Source organism: Brachyspira sp. SAP_772 (assembly GCF_009755885.1).
Taxonomy (GTDB): Bacteria; Spirochaetota; Brachyspiria; order Brachyspirales; family Brachyspiraceae; genus Brachyspira.
On record NZ_VYIX01000002.1, the window covers coordinates 53,003 to 71,856 of the forward strand.

The 18,854-nt window shown below is 26.5% G+C and carries 18 protein-coding genes; 5 read left to right on the forward strand and 13 right to left on the reverse strand.

Features of this window, described 5'->3' with window-relative positions; genetic code table 11:
* Positions 1-102 precede the first annotated feature (102 nt).
* The 5 genes from ispD to GQX97_RS05415 all read right to left on the reverse strand — a co-directional run bounded on the left by ispD (position 103) and on the right by GQX97_RS05415 (position 6,393).
* Positions 103-816 carry a 2-C-methyl-D-erythritol 4-phosphate cytidylyltransferase gene (gene ispD, locus GQX97_RS05395; protein WP_157150940.1) on the reverse strand — a complete coding sequence of 238 codons (714 nt, stop codon included), beginning with the start codon at positions 814-816 and terminating at the stop codon, positions 103-105.
* Positions 803-2,644 carry an MATE family efflux transporter gene (locus GQX97_RS05400; protein ID WP_157150941.1) on the reverse strand — a complete coding sequence of 614 codons (1,842 nt, stop codon included), beginning with the start codon at positions 2,642-2,644 and terminating at the stop codon, positions 803-805. Before GQX97_RS05400 ends, ispD begins: the two co-directional genes overlap by 14 nt.
* Before the next feature lie 121 nt (positions 2,645-2,765).
* On the reverse strand, positions 2,766-3,719 hold the full coding sequence (locus tag GQX97_RS05405) for a M28 family peptidase (protein WP_157150942.1): 954 nt from the start codon (positions 3,717-3,719) through the stop codon (positions 2,766-2,768).
* Between the two features lie 529 nt (positions 3,720-4,248).
* Complete coding sequence (locus GQX97_RS05410; protein WP_157150943.1) at positions 4,249-5,349, reverse strand: aspartate-semialdehyde dehydrogenase; 1,101 nt, start codon at positions 5,347-5,349, stop codon at positions 4,249-4,251.
* Positions 5,350-5,589: 240 nt separating this feature from the next.
* Positions 5,590-6,393 carry a M55 family metallopeptidase gene (locus GQX97_RS05415; RefSeq protein WP_157150944.1) on the reverse strand — a complete coding sequence of 268 codons (804 nt, stop codon included), beginning with the start codon at positions 6,391-6,393 and terminating at the stop codon, positions 5,590-5,592.
* A gap of 133 nt (positions 6,394-6,526) precedes the next feature.
* Here GQX97_RS05415 and GQX97_RS05420 point away from each other — a divergent pair, with 133 nt between their 5' ends.
* The 5 genes from GQX97_RS05420 (at position 6,527) to GQX97_RS05440 (ending at position 11,991) form a co-directional block, all read left to right on the forward strand.
* Positions 6,527-7,681: a glycosyltransferase family 39 protein gene (locus GQX97_RS05420; protein ID WP_157150945.1), complete on the forward strand. Its 1,155-nt coding sequence runs from the start codon at positions 6,527-6,529 to the stop codon at positions 7,679-7,681.
* A gap of 99 nt (positions 7,682-7,780) precedes the next feature.
* Positions 7,781-9,073, forward strand: a complete 1,293-nt coding sequence (locus GQX97_RS05425; RefSeq protein ID WP_157150946.1) for a CHAT domain-containing protein — start codon at positions 7,781-7,783, stop codon at positions 9,071-9,073.
* Positions 9,066-10,109: an N-acetylmuramoyl-L-alanine amidase gene (locus GQX97_RS05430; RefSeq protein ID WP_157150947.1), complete on the forward strand. Its 1,044-nt coding sequence runs from the start codon at positions 9,066-9,068 to the stop codon at positions 10,107-10,109. The genes GQX97_RS05425 and GQX97_RS05430 overlap by 8 nt, the downstream gene beginning before the upstream one ends.
* Before the next feature lie 4 nt (positions 10,110-10,113).
* Positions 10,114-10,788: an SAM-dependent methyltransferase gene (locus tag GQX97_RS05435; protein ID WP_157150948.1), complete on the forward strand. Its 675-nt coding sequence runs from the start codon at positions 10,114-10,116 to the stop codon at positions 10,786-10,788.
* Positions 10,789-10,851: 63 nt separating this feature from the next.
* Complete coding sequence (locus tag GQX97_RS05440; RefSeq protein ID WP_157150949.1) at positions 10,852-11,991, forward strand: HD-GYP domain-containing protein; 1,140 nt, start codon at positions 10,852-10,854, stop codon at positions 11,989-11,991.
* Between the two features lie 212 nt (positions 11,992-12,203).
* Here the strand turns inward: GQX97_RS05440 and GQX97_RS05445 are convergent, their stop codons facing one another.
* The 8 genes from GQX97_RS05445 to GQX97_RS05480 all read right to left on the reverse strand — a co-directional run bounded on the left by GQX97_RS05445 (position 12,204) and on the right by GQX97_RS05480 (position 18,839).
* Positions 12,204-14,186, reverse strand: coding sequence for an ankyrin repeat domain-containing protein (locus GQX97_RS05445; RefSeq protein ID WP_157150950.1), 1,983 nt, complete (start codon positions 14,184-14,186; stop codon positions 12,204-12,206).
* A 91-nt stretch (positions 14,187-14,277) separates the two neighbouring features.
* Positions 14,278-14,490: a hypothetical protein gene (locus tag GQX97_RS05450; RefSeq protein ID WP_157150951.1), complete on the reverse strand. Its 213-nt coding sequence runs from the start codon at positions 14,488-14,490 to the stop codon at positions 14,278-14,280.
* Positions 14,491-14,533: 43 nt separating this feature from the next.
* The gene (locus GQX97_RS05455; protein ID WP_157150952.1) at positions 14,534-14,827 is read right to left on the reverse strand and encodes a hypothetical protein; all 294 of its coding nucleotides are present in this window, start codon (positions 14,825-14,827) and stop codon (positions 14,534-14,536) included.
* A 36-nt stretch (positions 14,828-14,863) separates the two neighbouring features.
* Positions 14,864-15,049: a hypothetical protein gene (locus GQX97_RS05460; RefSeq protein ID WP_157150953.1), complete on the reverse strand. Its 186-nt coding sequence runs from the start codon at positions 15,047-15,049 to the stop codon at positions 14,864-14,866.
* Positions 15,050-15,218: 169 nt separating this feature from the next.
* Entirely contained in the window at positions 15,219-16,073 is an 855-nt protein-coding gene (locus tag GQX97_RS05465; RefSeq protein WP_157150954.1) for a DMT family transporter, read from the reverse strand.
* A gap of 226 nt (positions 16,074-16,299) precedes the next feature.
* Complete coding sequence (locus GQX97_RS05470; protein WP_157150955.1) at positions 16,300-17,460, reverse strand: tetratricopeptide repeat protein; 1,161 nt, start codon at positions 17,458-17,460, stop codon at positions 16,300-16,302.
* A 13-nt stretch (positions 17,461-17,473) separates the two neighbouring features.
* Entirely contained in the window at positions 17,474-18,178 is a 705-nt protein-coding gene (locus tag GQX97_RS05475; RefSeq protein ID WP_157150956.1) for a phosphatase PAP2 family protein, read from the reverse strand.
* A 13-nt stretch (positions 18,179-18,191) separates the two neighbouring features.
* Entirely contained in the window at positions 18,192-18,839 is a 648-nt protein-coding gene (locus GQX97_RS05480; protein WP_157150957.1) for a redox-sensing transcriptional repressor Rex, read from the reverse strand.
* Positions 18,840-18,854 lie beyond the last annotated feature (15 nt).

Genomic DNA, 18,854 nt, shown 5'->3' on the forward strand with positions numbered 1-18,854 from the left:
AAAATTTTCGGATATATACTTATTAAAATATATCTTATATATATATTAAATATACAAAAAATATACAGCAAATTTGCAAAATTACATATTTAATTAATAAAATTAAATATCCTTTAGTTTTTTAAAAATAGATAAATCTTCTTTATTGGTTATTTTTATATTATTAGATGAGCATTCTATAATACCAACACTTCCAGAGTACTTGCTATATATCTCGGCATCATCTGTTGCAAGTTTTTTTGTTTTAGCATTCATATATTTATTGATAGCTATTAAGTATTTATTAAAATTAAATGCTTGAGGGGTGGCTGCTCTATACAAATATGTTCTATCTATTGTTTCTGTAATATTTTTATTACCATCAACTTTTTTTATAGTGTCTGTTACTTTAGAAGCTAATATTGCAGCATCATTTTTTAATATATAATTATAAAGACTTAATATTTCTTTTTTGGTTACTAATGGTCTTACACCATCATGAATAAACACATAATCAGTTTTTATATTATTTTCATTTAAATATTTAATTGCATTATAAACAGAATAAACTCTCTCACTTCCGCCTTCTATATAATGCATAACTTTTTTACTCTTACTATTTATATTATTTTCTTTTTCTATACACTTTTTTATATTGTCTATTTCATCTTTTGAACTTACTAAAATAATATTATCAAATTTAAACTTTAACATATTAATTAAAGCATGTATAAATATTGGCTTATTATCAACTTTAATAAATTGCTTTTTAACCTTTCCGCCAAATCTTCTTGACTGCCCTGCTATAAGTAAAATTAATGTATTATAATTCTTCATTTTTCTTATTCTTTAAATTTTTTCTTTCTTTTTTCTTTTCTTCTTTTTCAAGCTTTCTTTCTTCTCTAAGCTTATGCCTTGCCTCTCTTCTTAACCTCACATTTTCTGATATTTGCTGTTTTTTAGCTTCTTTTTCTTTCTTTCTCTCTTCATTATATTTTCTATGCTCTTCATTCATTTTCTCTCTATTTTGTTTTATCTCTTCAAGCTGCCTTTTCCACTCAGCAACATCTTTTGCCCTCTTCTCTTCTCTCTCTCTTATTCTCTCCTCCCTCTCTTCCATTCTTTTTAACTTTTCTTCTTCTCTTTTTTCAAACTTTGATAATTTAATAGGGTCTGTAATGTTTTTTATTTTATTTTTTAACTTTAATGTATAATCTTTTCTTTTTCCAATATTTTTAGGGAAAAATTTAGCACTAAGACCATCTATAAATAATTTTGCTCTAAGCATATATATATTTTGTGTCTTCATATTAATAACAGATACCCAAGGTACTCTAGTGATAATAATAAAAGCTATAACCCCAGCCATAGTGTTTGAAAATAAATTGCCCCAAAATACTGACCAATACGATAAATATTTAGTAGTAACTATTATAAATATAAACCTCAATAACCATATCCTAAGTATACTGATTATGAGAGGCACCCGTGTACGTCCAAGCCCAATCAAAGCACCCTGTGCTACCATAGTAATACCAAACCCTAAAACTCCTAATGCAAATATAGGAAGAGCCCCATTAGCAACATATAAATCTTCTGCATTTCTTGTAAAAAGTATAGTCATATAAGGTGTTAAAGGTATTACAATTACTATAAGAATAATGGCTGTAATAGCACTTAGCAACATTCCTGTATAGCATGATTTTTTGGCTTTATCTGCATATTTAGCACCAATATTCATACTTACCATTGTAGTAACTGCAGAACCAAATGCAGCAGGCAAATTAAAACATACTGCTGTAATATTATTAGCTATACCCTGTCCATTTAATACTGTAGCACCATATTTTTCAACTTCACTATTTATTAAAAAGAATCCTAAATTGCTTAAAAATGTGGTAAGCATTGAAGGAACACCTATTATCATGAGTTCTTTCAAAATAGAAATATCAAATTTAAACTCTTTTAAAGATAGTTTATCATCGCTTTCTTTTATAAATAAATCATAATACATCCAAGCTGTAACTATTGCATAAGTAGAAAAAGATGCTAATACACTTCCAACTATCTCTAAATGCAAAAAATAAACATATACAAAATTGAAAACTATTTTTAATAAAAGTAATATAACACTTCTTATAAAAGTAGCTTCAGGCTTACCATTGGCATTTTTTATACCATTATATAAAGCAGCTAAAAAAGTCATAGGCATAACAAAACTATATAATGATAAATACTGATATACATTTTCTTTAACGCCTGTATGTAAATTCATAGAAACAAGTATGCTTACTAAATATAATGTAGGTCCCATAGCAATACCAAATAAAACGCCTGTAACTACTATTTGTGTAGATATTTTTTTTGCATTTTTAAAGTCGCCTAATCCATTATATTGACCCACTATAGCCATAGCAGCAACACCCAAACCTTGAGATAATGCTGTCATCATATTAATTATAGGTTCTGCAAAGTTTACACTGCTTGCTATAATAGTATTAGTAACATTATTAAGAAAAAGCCCGTCCATTAGAGGAATCATTGACTGAACTAATGTCATCATCAATGTAGGGATAGAAAGCATTATTAATGTGTTTGTTATAGAGCCATGAAGTATTAAATCCCTTCTTGCCTCTGTAGATTGGCTTTTAAAAAAATTGACCATATATTTCCTTCTAAATTGCTGTATAATAAATAATATAAAGACATAAAATATTATAACAATAATAATAAACTTTTAAAGATATTTTTAATTATTTTGTTTAGAATAAATAATATTTTTTTAATTATTTAAAAGTATTTGCTATTGTAAACTCTATAGTTTTTCCTACAGCTTCCAAAGTATTAATATCTATTTTGTCTATTGTGTCATTTTGAGTGTGATGATATTTATAGCTCATATCTATAACATCTATAAAAGGAATATTGTTAAAAATAAAAGGAGTGTGGTCATCTATTATGCCGCCATAAAAATCATTTACAAAAAACTTTTCATAGCCTAAATATCTAGCATTAGACCATACATTTTTATAAATATCAGAATAATAAGTATAAGCAAAGTTCTCATATTTAAATAAAGCCTCACTGCTTCCAACCATATCAAGAAGTATTCCGAACTTAATTTTATTTTTATCTAACACATTATCATTTACAAAAGCAATGCTTCCCTGTATCCAATCAGTTTCAATAGGTGAAGTGCCTACAACATCAAATAAATCTCCATCATCTTCAAGGTCAAACAATACAAAACATATGCTATAATCAAGCTCATAATTTTTTAAAGCATTCATAAGCTCAAGCAAAACCCCAGAACTGCTTGCACCATCATTAGCACCATCTATTGGTTTATTTCTGTTTGCAGGCAATGGGTCTTTTTCTGACACACTTCTACTATCATAATGACTTGCTATTATAATATAGTTATCAGTTTTGCCATTTAAAAATGCATATATGTTCTCGCCTTCTCTCCCTTTTATGTATGGAGCTTCAAATTTATGACTAAATACTTCATAGCCCATATTTGAAATTTCTTTTTTAAAATATTCTCTCACCTTTTTATGTGCTTCACTTCCATAATTGCGAGGCCCTAAATCTGTTTGAGCTTTCACATAATCATAAGCTTTTTTAGAATCAAAATATAATTTAGGATTGCTAGAAGATAAATTGTTATTTAAAGCATTAGCATTGCTGCAAGAAAATAAAAACATACAAATAAAAACGGCAAAAATATTTTTAATCATAAATCAATCACTTTTAATTTTTTAATATGTTTTAGTCTAATATAAATAAATTAAAAGTCAATGAAATAGCAATAAAAAGAAATATGTTTTGTTAAAAGTATTTTTTATTTTTGTATTTTTGACTCACAATATAAATATTGTTTTAAATTTTGCACTTTTTGCAACTTTTTGCGGCGGGAAAAAGTTGAATAAAAAACCATATAACAAAATATAGTTATTTTAGAATATATTGAAAATTTTTAACTTTTTTATTTTTATTATTTGCAGGGCTTTGCCCCCCTGCGAAGCGTGCCCGTAGGGTAGCACCCCAGTTCTTTTACGACCGAAGGAAGTGCCTGCGACTGAAAGAAGTACCTTTAGGTATGGTATTGGTATAAAAGAAGCAAAAGAACTGCATTTTTATGGAATATAGTCATAAACATATGGTATTATTTTATATATATTTATAAGCAGCAAAATTAAAACAATATAAATAAAAAAGGCACTCAATATAATTGAATGCCTTATAGTTTTATACTAAATAATATTATTATTTATCAGTTTTTTTTACTTCTTTTTTTGCAGCTGCTTTTTTCGGCTTGCAAACTCTCTTTTTTGGAGCTTCTTCTTTTTTGCCCTCTTTATCTAATAAAGGCAATACCAACTCAGCAATTTGTACAGCATTTGTAGCAGCACCTTTTCTTATTTGGTCGCCGGCACACCATAAAGTTAAAGAGTTTTTAGCACTGATATCTTCTCTTATTCTTCCAACAAATATATTATCTTGATCTGTTGTATCTAAAGGCATAGGATATTTAAATTGTGAAGGGTTATCTACCACTTTTACACCTTTAGCTTTTGCTAATAATTCTTTAGCTTTTTTAGCTGTTAATTTCTTTTCTGTTTCTATTGTTATAGATTCACTGTGGCTTCTTAAAACAGGTACTCTTACACAAGTACAGCTTACTTGTAAATCTGGAGCATGTAATATTTTTCTGCCCTCATTAGTCATTTTTAATTCTTCTTTAGTGTATCCTGTTTTGCTGTCGAATGCATCTATTTGAGGAATTAAGTTGAATAATATTTGATATTTGAAAGCTTTTATGTTTAACTTTTTCTGCTCTGCATAATCATAAACCTGCTGCTGAAGTTCTTCCATACCCTCTTTACCAGCACCAGATACTGCCTGATATGTAGAAGCTATTATTCTTTTAATTTTAGCAAATTTGTGTAATGGAGCTAATGCTACCAAAGCAATAATAGTACTGCAATTAGGATTAGCTATAATACCTTTATGAAGCTTAACATCTTCAGGATTAACCTCTGGAACTACTAGAGGAACATTTTTATCCATTCTAAAAGCACTGCTGTTATCAATAACAACGCTTCCAGCTTTTGCAGCCAAAGGACTTAGTTTTTTACTTTCATCACTGCCAACAGCAACTAAAGTAATATCCATATCTTTAAAAGAATCTTTACTTGGTTTTTCTATGGTGTATTCTTTATTATTAAAAATAACCTTCTGACCTGCTGTCTTATTGCCTAATAATCTTAATTCATTAACAGGAAATTTTCTCTCTTGCAATATCTTAAGCATCTCTTTACCAACGGCACCTGAAGCACCCAATAAACAAACATTTACTTTTTTCATAAAATTAATCCATATTTAAATTATTTTTTGTAGTAATAATTATATAATATAATTTTTTAAAAGCAATATTATTATATTGAAACAATTATTTTTTATTATTTTTTATTATTTTTTATTATTTTTTATTATTTTTTATTATTTTTTATTATTTTTTATTATTTTTTTATTGTTATTTTAAAACTCATTTATAGAGCACAAACAAAAATGTAAATATAAAACAATGATAATAAAATTAATAAATTACAAAATAAACTTTATCGCTCTGAGTATCTCATAATAATCATTACTCTCATAAGCTATTGTATTATCATTAACCTTTTTAGCATTAGGATAAAACGACATCTTATAAGCATAACCATGTTCTTTATAAGTTACCTCAAGCTTAAAAGTTTTTGGAAGTTTTAAACATTTAAAATCTTGTGTTAATGCTTCTTTTACTTTTTCTCTAATAGTTTCAATCATAAGATTAGGAGAGTAATTAATAGTAGAATAACCAACACCCTCTTTTACAGCAAGTGTTACTAAACTAGGATGATTAGGGTCCATATTGTTAGCATCATCACAAAGCCCTTTATCTCCAGATAAAAATACTGAAGGCACATTTCTATAAGCAGCTGCATAACTAAAAAACATAAACTCGCTTGCCGCAACATCATTTAATTTTATGCTGAATACTTTAGAATTACTCATAGTATGCGATAAAGGATTACTTCCGCTTGTAGCAGGACTATGATACCCTATAAACATCACAGCATCAAAACTCTCATCTATACCCTCAACCATAGAATAAGGATCTCCGCTCCACTTTCTATGCACTTTCACAATATCAGGCAAAGCAGTTTGGTCTATATTCATAGCAGAGTCATGAGCATCTTTAACAAATATCTCTTTAGCACCAGCAAGTATCGCTCCTTCACAAGCAGCATTAACTTCTTTAGTCATTTGCAATGCATGCTCTTTATAAGTTAATGAACCCATATCTGTATCCGGCCATTGTGTAGTTGTTGTTACTCCTTCTATATCAGCACTAATAAATACTTTCATTTTTTGTTTCCTTTATATTAAAATTATTTTGTATAATATACTATTACATTTTTTATTTTATACAATATGTTTTATTTTATAAAATATATTGTATAATATGCTAAAATAAATTAATTAAATAAAAGGTATAATGATGTCTAATGTATTATCATTTTTTCAAACATATAAAAAAGAATTAAAAACTATATTTTTATTTTTTATTGCAACAAGAATAATATTTGCATTAATGCTCAATATAGGATACTATTATCTTCCAAAAGGCGATGATATATATAATAATGTACATAATTCTTTAGATATAATATTTCAATTTAATGACGCTTCTAATTATATAAGAATAGCAAAAGATGGATATAATGGTTCTTTATATGCATTTGGTCCTCTATATCCTACAATGATAAAATTATTATCCCCAATATTTTTAGGCTCATATGAATGGTCTGCTTTTACAATATCAAATATATCATTTATAATTGTTATATTACTGCTATTTTATTATTTAATACGATATATTGGAAAAACTGCTTCTATGTATGCAACTATAGCATTAATAATGTTTCCAGCATCACATTATAATTCTGTGGCTTATACTGAAAGTTTATTCTTTTTAACAATTTTAATATCAATAATATCTTATAGAAACAAAGATTATATGATATCTGCTATTTTTTGCGGACTCTCTATACTTACAAGAATAAATGGTATAGCTTTACTTGCTGCATATGGTCTCGATATGCTTGTAAATTATATAAAACAAAAAAACTACAATATTAAATCAACTTCAGAATTACTTAAGAATGGAATTAGCTTTCTAATAGTAGTTATAGCCATATATGGTTTATGGCTTGTATATATGTATGCTAAAACTGGTAATGCTCTATATTTTTTGGAAGCACAAAGAACAACATGGTCTAGAGAAACTCCTAATTTAATAGCAATAATAAAAACTATTATTAAGCTAATTACTAGAATATTTAAATATCCTGCTTTAAGAACTACTTTAGAATTTTTATGCCCAATTACTATGCTTATATTCTCTATATTTTCAGTTAAAAAAGTACCTATATATTTCTCTTTCTACTCTATATTTACAATAATAATGCCATTAACTACAAATAATGTTGATTCGCTAACAAGATATTCTATGCTAGTTTTATCTGCATATGCATTCATTGGAATAAAATCTGAAAAAAATAAAGTATTTAGAATAATATGGTTTTTAATATCTTTAATATTATTTGTAATATTTACTGGTACTATGGGACAATTAAGAGCAACTTTTATGTAAAAATTATACCTTAAAACTTTTATTTTATAAATCTATAATATATAATACAAATACTTGATAGGAATTAGTATTAAATAATAATTTATAAAAGAATAGTTTATGAGTAATTATATTATAACACAAAACAAAAACTTCTTTGACTCTTCAAATTTTGAGTGTATAAAAATAAAAAAATCTCAATTGAAAAAAATAAATAAAAAAGAAAAAATTAATATCTTTTTATATGATAATGAAAAAAATAAATTATACGGCACATACGAAATAGATTTAAATAAAAAAACAGAAAAAGATAATTTTTTATATTTAAACATAACAGACACCTACAAAAAGAGAAGAGGAATATATTATAACCTCGAAGAAAAATATAATGACTTTTCAATTTATAATATAGATGAAAATATTTTTTATAAGTTAAAAGAGAGACTAATTTTATTAAACGAAAATCTATCTCAAACATTTTTAAGCTGCACCGTAGAAAAACAAAATAAAAAAGATTATATATTTCATTATAAAGCAATAGAAACTTACCCATCATTATATATTGCAGAATATAAAAAGCCTTTTGATTTTTGTGCATACAACAGTATATATAAAGAATATTTAAGATTATTAAAAAGAGCAAATAGTGAAAATGATAATATAAGCAAATATTTAGAAATTGGAAACTATTTAATGAATATGCTTATACCAGAAAAAGATTTTAGAGAGCATTTATTTGAAGGCTTTAGAATAGTTTATTTAAATCTTGATGAAACAACCTCTTCAATACCTTGGGATATATTATCATACAATAATAAATTTTTATCAGAAAAAATAATATTCTCTTATATTAGTGCTGTTAATGTAATGCATAAAAAAATTACAAACAACAAAAAAATTGCTGTAATATCAATACCCTATGATGATATAAACGATGAAAAAGAAATTGACTTATTAAAAAAATTATCTGTTAATAACAATTTAAATATTGACGTGTATAAAAAAGAACATGATTATTTTGAGTTTGTAAAAATTTTAGAAAATTATGATATAGTGCATATTATTACGCATGGTCATTCAAATGGTTTATCTTTAAATAAAAATTATATATTGAATAATATTTCTGCATTAGAAAATCCGCCTAAGTTGATTTTTATTAATGCATGCAATATGAATGACAGCAATATAGTAAAATCATTTTTATCATGCGGTGTAAACACTGTAGTTTCTGGAATTGGAAGTTTATCCGATAATATATACAATGATTTTGTTATGAGTTTTTATTCAAATTTACTTCATAAGCATTCAAGAATAAACACGGCTCAATCATTTCATTTTGCACATATAGAGATAAAAGACAATTATAATGGTTTTATGCGTTATAGATTTAATGGAGTAGCTTGTTATGTTTAAAAATATTTTTATGTTGCTGATTGTAAGTATAGTTGTTTCCTGCTCGAATAATACAGAAGAAATCACATCACCTGCCATAAATAAAAGAAAAAAACCGCCAAGAATATCGACTCTTTATAAATCTGATTCATACAACTTAAGAATTAATTATATAATACTTCATTACACTGCATTAGATGATGATATGTCTTTAAAAGTATTAACAGACCCCGGAGTATCTTCTCATTATTTAATAACAACAAGAGCAAATGAACCTATATATAAACTGGTAGATGATACTAATAGAGCTTGGCATGCAGGAATTACAATGTATCAAAATAGATACAGCATTAATGATAGCTCTGTTGGAATAGAGATTGTAAATTTAGGATATATACAAAAAGTAACCAACACTCCTCAGCAGCTTGCAAGAATGACTAAAAGACAGCTTGAAAACTTATATTTTACTCCATATGATGAATATTTAGAGTATGATGAATCACAAATAGAAAAAGTAGCATATCTTCTTAGAGAGCTGGTAGATAAATATGGAATAAGACCTTACAATATATTAGGACACTCAGATATAGCACCATACAGAAAAAAAGACCCCGGACCAAAATTCCCTTGGAAAACATTATACGATGAATATGATTTAGGTATATGGTATGATGAAGAAGATTATAGCAACTTTATGATGAGTAATGATTATAGAACTGCTACTGTAATAGATATAAAAAATGAGTTTATAAAATATGGTTATACAAGTATGCCAACTAACAATATATGGGATTATGACTCAAGAAAAGTGTTATATGCTTTTCAATGCAGATTTAGAACCAACGATATAGACGGCAACATAGACAAAGAAACCTATAGCATAGCAAGAGCTTTAAACCTAAAAGTTAAAAAACTTAATGAAGCTTATGAACGCTCTAAAGCTAATAACTTCCTTACAAATACATTCTTTACAAATATATTTATAAGCAATAATATAATAAATAATAATTGGGATTATATGCATACCAATAAAAATATTATAATGAGGAGAAAATAATTTGATGCCTGTAGTTTATATAGCTTCCAGAGATATTGGTAATTACAAAGATAATACTGAGAGGCTTAAAGAAATATTAACAGAAAGCGATATTATATTGGTTGAAAGTTTTAGAGAGGCTACTACACTTTTTAAAAATCTTAATCTTAATATAGATAAATCAAAATTAATAGAATTCAGTGAGCATACAAAAAAAGCTAAAGATATTGATGATATAATGACAAAAATATTAAATTGTAAAACTGTTTCTCTCATCAGTGATTGCGGCACACCTGCTTTAGAAGACCCGGGAAGAGAGCTTCTTGAATATTGTTATTCTTATAATATAAAAGTAAAACCTATACCCGGTGTAAGCAGTGTTACGGCAGCTATTATGTGTTTGCCTTTTAATTTTAGAGAGTTTTATTATGCTGGACTTTTGCCTAGAGATGACAGAGAAAGAGAGAGAAAGTTAATAGAATTAAAAAAATTGAATGTTCCTGTTATAGTGTTGGATACTCCTTATAGGCTTTCAAAAGTGCTTAATGCTGTAAAAAAAATATACTCAAAAAATAAAATTGCTGCTTTATGTATGGATTTAACTTTACCTACAGAAGAGATTATAATAGATGAAATTGGAGTTCTTTGTTCTAAATATGCTGAAAACAAAAAAAGAGAGTTTGTATTAATTATAAAATAATAAATGTTTATTGCATTAAGTAATATTTTATTCCGAAATATATATAGCTAAAACGGAGAGAATATGTTTAATATACAAATAACAGAACTTAAAGAAGGAATGAAAATAGCTTCTAATGTATATGACAGTAATGATAATATTATAATAGATATGGGCTCTATTGTAACAAAAAGCACTATAGAGTTATTAAAAAAAAATTCTATTGAAAAAGTTTCTGTTGTAGAGTTAATAGAAAATAAATATGAAAACAATTTTGATAACAATATAAAAGATCAATTAAATAAAAAAGTGATAATAGAAGAAAATGGAAGAAATATACTAAAAATTGATAGTGAAAAAGCATCAGATATAAATAATCTCACAATAGAAAAAACTAAAAATGCTTATAATACAGCAAAAAATAACGGCTCTGTTAATTTTATAGAATTAAAAAAAGATGTTGATATTATGCTTAATTCTATATTAGAAAACAGGGAAGCTCATTCTTATTTAGCTATATTAAAAAGAAAAGATGAATCTATATATAAGCATGCGGTAGATGTTGCTGCATTATCTGCAATTACTGCAATAGAGATGAATTTAACAAAAGCTGATATAGCTAATATTATGCTTGGTGCTTTACTTCATGATATAGGAAAGATGCTTGTTCAGGAATATTTATTAAAGAAAAAAAATTTAACAGCAGATGAAATTAATATGCTTAAAAGACATGCAACGCATGGATATAAACTTGCTAAGAGAGATAATTTAGAAGATAATATTGCAGATATCATATTAGAACATCATGAGAAATATGACGGAACTGGTTATCCTTTCGGCAAAGGAAATAGAGATATAGGGCTTTACAGTAAAATAGTTTCTATATCAAATAAGTTTAATAATCTTATTGTTAATGGAAATGATGGTTTAATTTGCACTGCAGACAAGGCAATGAAAATAATTATATCTCTTTCAAAAAAAGATTTTGATATGGATATAGTAAAGCATTTTCAGAAGGCTATAGGTTTTTATCCAAATAATACAAAAGTAAAATTATCTAATGGGCAAACAGCAAGAGTAATACAGCAAAATACTAATTTACCTTTAAGACCGATACTCTCTATTGAAAAAAATGAAGACGGCACTGATGCTAATTATCTTGATATTTTAGACCTTTCAAAATCAAATAATGTGTTTATAAAAGAAGTGCTTTATTATGTGTGAATTAAAATGAATGCATACTAAAAAAAATTTATGATATTAGTATTTTAGGCTAAAAAATGCAGTTCTTTTGGTTCTTTTATACCAATACCGAGTAGGTGCCTATCGGCAAAAGAACTGGGGTGCGGGGCAAAGCCCTGCAAGTAACTAAAATAAAAAAGAGGCTTAAAAATTAATTTTAAACCTCTTTATTGTTTTACTTAATTATTATTATTTTACCACCACTTCTTAGATAAATCTCTTTTCTTGTTATATTCTGGAAGAACTATGTTTTGATTAACATCTTCTGTAGCAGTAGTAACATTATTTTGATTATCATAATTTACAATACCGCCTAAATATTCAACTATAGTATAATAAGAATTGTTAGCAGCTATATCTGAAGCAGTAAGATTATCACCATTTACTACAGTTTTGTCAGCATTAAACTCTTCAACCAACAACACAACAGCTTCCATATTTCCATAATTAGCAGCATAATGCAATGGAGTGTATCCTAAAGAATCTTTTTTATTAATATCTATTTGTCCGTTAGTGATTAATGATGATAATATGTCATTATCGCTTACAATGATAGCATAATAAATAGGAGTGATTCCTTCATTGTTTTCTACGCTTGCCAAAGAAGAATCTGCATCAAGTAAAGCATTAATAGTATTAACATCTCCATACATAGCAGCATAATGTAAAACAGTATTTCCGTCAGAGTTTGTAAGTTTTGTATCTGCACCATTTTCTAAAAGAAGATTGATAGTGTCTGTTTGATTTTTTATAGAAGCCCAATGCAATGGAGTATCTTTCATATTATCTGCTTCATTTATGAGAGTGTTATCTTTATTTAGAAGCATAGTAACAACTTCATTATTTCCATTTGCAGAAGCTATATGTATAGTAGTTGCACCGTCTATATCATCTTTTGCTCTTATGTCGCTTCCTGCCTCTATTAAAGCATTAACTATATCAGCATTACCAGTATATGAAGCAACAAGCAAAGGAGTAGCTCCTCCTAAATACCAATCATCAACACTTGCCTCATAAGGAAGTTTCATTTCTGTGTCTATATCTTTGTAGCTAAGTAAAACATTAACTACGTCCAAATTGTCATTTAATACCGCTCTGTGTAATGGAGAATAACCTTCTTCATCAGCAAAATTAGGATTAACATTTTCTTTTAATAATGCATTAACCGCTATAATATCATTATTTTTTACAGCTATTAAAAGTTCTAATTGTTTAGGGTCTAAATCTACAACATTAGGAGCAACTATGCTTCCATTTTGAGTAGTATCTAATTCATTATTATTCAATTCATCTTCTGTAACAGTTTCTTCTGTAGAATCTTCAGCGTTTTCAGTAGTTTCTTCCGTTGCTGGAGTTTCTTCTACTTCTTCTGTTTCTTCTTCTACAACTTCAGTATCTTCTCTGTCTATTTTACCGCCAGATAAATAAGTTCTTATAGTTTCATCTTTAGCATAATTAGCAGGAATGTTGCCGTCTATTGAAAGGCTATTTTTATCAGCACCATTATTCACTAAAGCCTCAACTGTTTGAAGTGAAGAAAAAGCAGCAGCATAATGTAAAGCAGTCCAATTATCTACATCTTTAGCCTCTATATCAGCACCATTCTCAATAAGAAGCACTACAGTATCAGCTTTGTCTTTCATAGAAGCCCAATGTAATGGAGTGTTCCCCTTATTGTCTACTTCATTTATAATTGTAGCATCTCTATCTAATAAAATCTCAATAACATCATTCTTTCCGTTTGCCGCAGCTAAATGTATAGCCATACAGCCATCAACATCATCTTTTGCTTTAATATCTACGCCTTTCTCTATTAATGCATTTGCAATATCAGTATATCCTAAATATGAAGCTAGTATTAAAGGTGTAGCCCCTCCTAAATACCATCCGTCTATTGAAACTTCTATTCCTAATTTTGAATTAATATCAATATTCTCATTTTTTAAAAGTTCCATTACAGTATTTAAATCATTATTAACAATAGCTCTATGCAAAGATGTGTATCCTTCCATATCAGAAGCATTTATGTTAATGTCTGGAGAACTATTTAGTATTGTAGAAACATTTTGATAATCTTTTCTATTTACAGCATCAAATAAACTTTGTTCAGCTTCTGTTAAAGCAAACAATGAAAACTTAAAAACCAATAACAATAATAAATATTTAATATACTTCACCTTTATACTCCGAGAAAATATTATTATATAAGTATATTAAATAATCTATAAATAGCAAGCACAAAATATTTACAATCCTCAAATATATTAATTATAGTTTCTGCCAAATCTTTTTCAAAAATGCTACACCTATAACAGCAAAAATACCTAAAACAATAAGCTCAAATACGCCCTCTACTATATCATCTAAATTATCTAATAAATAATAATTTAAATATCCTGCATTTCCTCTAAACATAAAAAACATTCCCGCAATTATAAATATAAAAAATATTGATACCAAAGATATTATTACATATTTCATATAATACTCCTTTTTTAATTATATTTAGTTATTTAATTTATTTTTAATCATCTTTATTTCTTTTAATATCATAAACTCTAGCACCGTTTCTTTTTACTATACCAGTTCTATTGTCTTCTTCTTCATCTTCATCTCTGCGGTAAGAAAATCTCTTTGAACTGCTTGAATCTTCTCTTAAAATCTTTTTAATAAAATACATAGCCACAAGTATCATAGCTATAATACCAAATATCTGAGCAACATCTTCAAATATAAACTCAACAGTATCCTCTATTAAATCGAAACCATAAACAAAATTATATGATATTATAAATATTCCTATAATTATTTTCTTCATTGTCTCTCCAAATAATAGTTATCTCAAAATACTAAATCAATTAGACTTTTTTGAATGCTTCTTTACAAAATAAACTATAATAGCTATTATCACTATTATTCCAATTACCTTCGCTAAATCATCAAATATAAAATCAAAAGTATCTTCTATTAAATCAAAACCATAAGCTTTTAATCCGACAACAAAACTCATAGCTAAAGTTATTAAACCAATATTTCTCATAAATAATCTCCCTTTTTTATATATTTAAGGAATTATTTAACCTTATATTATAATTATAGTATATTTTAATTGTTTTGTAAAGAAGTATAAATTAATTTTACAAAAAAATATGTATTGTAAATATAATGTAAACTAAAATACACTACATTTTATACAAATTTTAATAAATTCACTTAGCTTTTAACTTGTAAAAATACACAATTAACGCAGCCGAAATTGTTAGAATCATTCCTACAATAGAATAGACATCTATTAACTCATTAAAAAATAAAACGCTTATTAAATAAGAAAATATAAGTCCGGTATAATTGAATATGCTTACAGTAGAAACAGGAGCTTCTTTATAAGAAACTGTTAAAAAGAATTGTCCAAAGCCAGCAAATACGCCTATTAAAATAAGCATTAAAAACTCATGCAAATTAGGCATTACAAAACTTTTAGCAAAAATTAAAGAGAGGATAGTAGATATTAAAGAGAAATAAAGTATTATAATAGAGTTTCTTTCTTTTCCTTTGAGAGAACCTATCATAGTGTAGGCTAACCCAGCAAACATTGCCCCAGATAATGCTACTAAAGAAGGAAATATATTAGAATTAAAAGAAGGCTTAATAACAAACATTGCTCCAATTATAGCTATAATTAATGCAATCCACTGTATTTTAAAAATTCTTTCTTTTATTATGAGAAATGCAAAAAATGTTGACCAAAAAGGAGAAGTATTTTGAAGTATAGAGGCATCTGCTAAAACCATATTATTAAAAGCGTAAAATGAGGCCACGACTCCCAAAAAACCAAATAAAGACCTTAATATTAGAGGTATAATGCTTTCTTTATTTGGTAAAAAACTTTCTTTATTTTTTAATAACACAATTATACTAATTATCATTATTATTAAATTGCGTGAAAAAACCTGCTGCATTACAGGAATGCTTTTACCAGAGATTTTTACGCTCATCTGCATCAAACTAAAAGATAAAGCAGAAAGTATCATCAAAAATATTGATAATTTAGTTTTGTTTTTCATAAATCTCCATTTATTAGATTAATTAAAAAATTTTAAGTTTATAAAAAATCTATTTTTTATTTTAATTATTTTCGGGGACTAGTCCCCGAACCCCTACTTCTTTTATTGGTATAAAAGAAGCAAAAGAACTGCATTTATTAAGTAAAATATAATATCGTATTAAGTTTCATATGTATTCATAACATATTAGGTTAAAAAACTTGCATTTTTCACAAAGCGTATAAAATTATTTCATTCTATTCTCTATAGACTTTATTTTTATTTCTGTCCTATTCTTTTTAGCTGTGTATTTATCATAAAGTGAAGCATTAGGTTTCTCATTGTTTATAATATACAAATGATAGTTCACAGCTTCCATAAGTTTATTATAATAAAGATAAGCATTATCATAATCCCCAATAGATTCATAAAGTTTAGCAAGCTCCTCTATTGCCTCATCATCATTATTATCTATGCTAATTATTTTATTAAGATATTCTATTATTTTGTTTGCATTCTTATTAAAATCTCTGTTTAATATATTTAAAACTTCTTTTATTAAATCAGTGTTATTATTATTCAAAGCAATTGCATTCTCATAATATTTCAAAGCATTGTCATAATCATTTTTAAGCAAATAAGCCTTAGCTAATTTCTCATTATATAAATAAGAATTAGGTTTTAATTTTATAGCCTCCTCATAATTTAAAATACTCTTTTCTATATCATCATATATAACATTTACTTTATAATCATTATAATATTTTATTCCAAGTACATAAAAATAATAATGATTTTTTTTATCAATACTTTTTAATATATTAGAAGTCAAATCATCTTCTTTTTCATTGTTAGAAAATAAATACTCCAAATAATCCATATTAAAATAAATATTATCTTTATGAAAAGTATAAAACAAATTATAAATATTTTCATTAGACATAATCTCTGAATAATATCCAATAAGAGAAATATATTCATTTTCTTTTACATAATCATCTCTAGAAACATTTATATTATTCATTTTATAAAAATCAGCTAAAACTTTATTAACAGCATTAAACATATTAGTTTCTCTAAAATAATATTGATTCTCATACCAACTATTAGAATTATTATAAATAATATAATCAAGCAAAAAACCATCTCTAAAATTTTTTATATTATATAAAATAGAAATATCTGAATTATTTTTAAGAGTTAATTCTTTTATTTTAGATTTAACTTGATTATAATTATTATTCTCTTTTGTTTCTATAATTTTAAAATCAGAATAAAGAAAAATATTTTTAGTAACCAAATCATAGAGAGCCATATGCATATAATCGCTATTATTTTGAAATACCATTACAGAGTTTTGTGCGAATGTTATAGTAGTTATTAACAAGAATACAAAAAATATTTTCATGCCCTATATTATATCAAAGATGACCAATCATAGGAAGACCTGTTATATAACAAAAAACTAAATTAGTACATGCCCCAATAACAGTGCCTGATATTATTCCAGAAACAACATCAAAAGGATAATGAAGTCCAACATAAACTCTGCTGAATGCTATTAAAAAAGCGATACTGTAAAACAAGAAAAATGAATATGAACTATAACTTCCCATAGAAAAAGATATTGCAAAAGCAACCATTGTATGCCCAGATGGGAAAGAATGCTTATCTGGAGGATACATTATAGGAATTTTCCCATGCTTCTTGTATGGGCGAATACGGCTGAAAAAACTCTTTGTATACAAAAAAACAAATATACATATAACAGCTGCAGTTAATGCCCGAGAAAAATATATTAAAGGATACTCTATTCTAAACATATAAAATATAAGATAAATCACAGGCCATACATAACCATCACCAAGCCTGCTCATAAACTTCATAAAACTCTTAAAAGGACCCTTTCTATTATCTTTAAAAATCTTTAAAAATAATTTGTCATCTATTTTGGATAATAGTTTTATTAGAGGAAGACTATTGATATATGCTATTCTTTTTTTCTTTCTTTTTCGTTTTAATATTTTTTTTAATTTTTTTCTTTTAAGCCTCTTTTTATGCAGCTCTTCATCATTATCTTTTTTTATATCTTCATCGTGATTGTTTATATTATTTTGCTGTTCCATAATCTAAAAAAGCTTATTTTTTCTCTTTAGATTTCTTGGGAGAAGGTAATTTAACATCATTAATAAAATAGAATAGCGACTCTATTTCATCTGCTATATTAACATCATTAATAATACAATCTGGTCTTTCTAATAATTTTATAGGAGCGAAGTTTAATACTCCCTTAATACCAGCATTACATATTACATCAAACATTCTCTGTGCTTCTAAATCTGGAACTGTTAATATTGCTATCTCTATTTTGTTGTTAATAATAAAATCTTTTAGCTCATCTATAGGAAGTATTGGAGTAGGAGCCTCTCTGTCTATTTTTTCTGGATTATGGTCAAAAGCTGCTATTATTTTTATAGACTCATTTTCAAAACCTCTATAATTAACCAAAGCTTTACCTATTTTTCCATAGCCTATTAATATTATATTATGTGATATTTGTTTGCCTAATATATTATCTATTTGGTCTAATAAATCATCTATATTATATCCGCCTTTCTTATTGCCTGATATATTAAAGAGTGAAAAATCTTTTCTTACCTGAACAGAGGTTATTCCTATTGCATCGCCCAAGTTATTAGAATATGCTTTGATAAAACCAAAACTCTTCATTCTTCTTAATGCATTTTTATATTTTAATAGTCGCATTATCTGTGTTCTACTAATCATTTAAATACCTCTACA